Here is a 1,018-nt window from a genome sequence, read left to right on the forward strand (position 1 = left end):
CGGCAGGGCGGCTGCCAGTGGCGGCGGCAACGGCGGGGCCGGCGGCCACGCCGGCATGTTCAGCCTCGGAGCCCCCGGCGGCGCGGGCGGTGCCGGCGGCGAAAGCATCACGCCGGTGGGCGGCATCGGCGGCGCCGGCGGGGCGGGCGGCAACGGCGGCCTGCTGTTCGGCGACCGCGGCGCCGGCGGCAACGGCGGGTTCGGCCCCCAGACCGGTGGGCGCGGCGGGGCGGGCGGCATCGCCGGCCTGCTCAACGGCTCCGGCGGCGCGGGCGGCGCCGGGGGCGACGGCGCGACCGCGCAGGGCGGGGCCGGCGGCGCCGGCGGCCGATCCGGCCTGATCGGCAACGGCGGCAACGGCGGCAGCGGCGGCACCGCCCAGGGCGCCACCAGCAGCGTCGGCGGCGCGGGCGGCGCCGGCGGCAACGGCATGTTGATCGGCGACGGCGGCAACGGCGGCAACGGCGGCCTGGGCCAGACGCGCGGCGCGGCCGGCGCCGGCGGCGTCGGCGGTCAGCTGCTGGGCCTGGACGGCTTCAACGCCCCCGCCAGCGCCAATCCGCTGCACGCCGCGCAGCAGCAGGCGCTCAACGCGATCAACGCGCCCGCCGAGGCGCTGACCGGGCGCCCGCTGATCGGCAACGGCGCCAACGGCGCCGCGGGCACGGGGGCCGCCGGCGGCGCCGGCGGCATCCTGTTCGGCAACGGCGGGATCGGCGGGTCCGGCGCGGCCGGCGCGACCGGCACCGCCGGTGGCAACGGCGGGGCCGGCGGCGGGCTGTTCGGCTCCGGCGGGGCCGGCGGCACCGGTGGCGCGTCGACGACCGGCAACGGCGGGGCGGGCGGCGCCGGCGGATCCGGCATGTTGTTCGGCTCGGGCGGCGCCGGCGGGGCCGGCGGCAGGGCGGCTGCCAGTGGCGGCGGCGCCGGCGGGGCCGGCGGCAACGCCGGCCTGTTCTTCGGGGCCGCCGGGAACGGCGGCGCCGGCGCCGTCGCCTTCACGGCCGGCGCGGCCGAG

Annotated in this window: 1 pseudogene; it reads left to right on the forward strand. The window is 83.2% G+C overall.

The features are described 5' to 3' along the window. A pseudogene (locus AWC19_RS30010) lies at positions 1–1,018 on the forward strand (hypothetical protein); the annotation flags it as partial.

It is taken from the genome of Mycobacterium palustre (genome assembly GCF_002101785.1).
In the GTDB taxonomy this organism is placed as follows: domain Bacteria; phylum Actinomycetota; class Actinomycetes; order Mycobacteriales; family Mycobacteriaceae; genus Mycobacterium; species Mycobacterium palustre.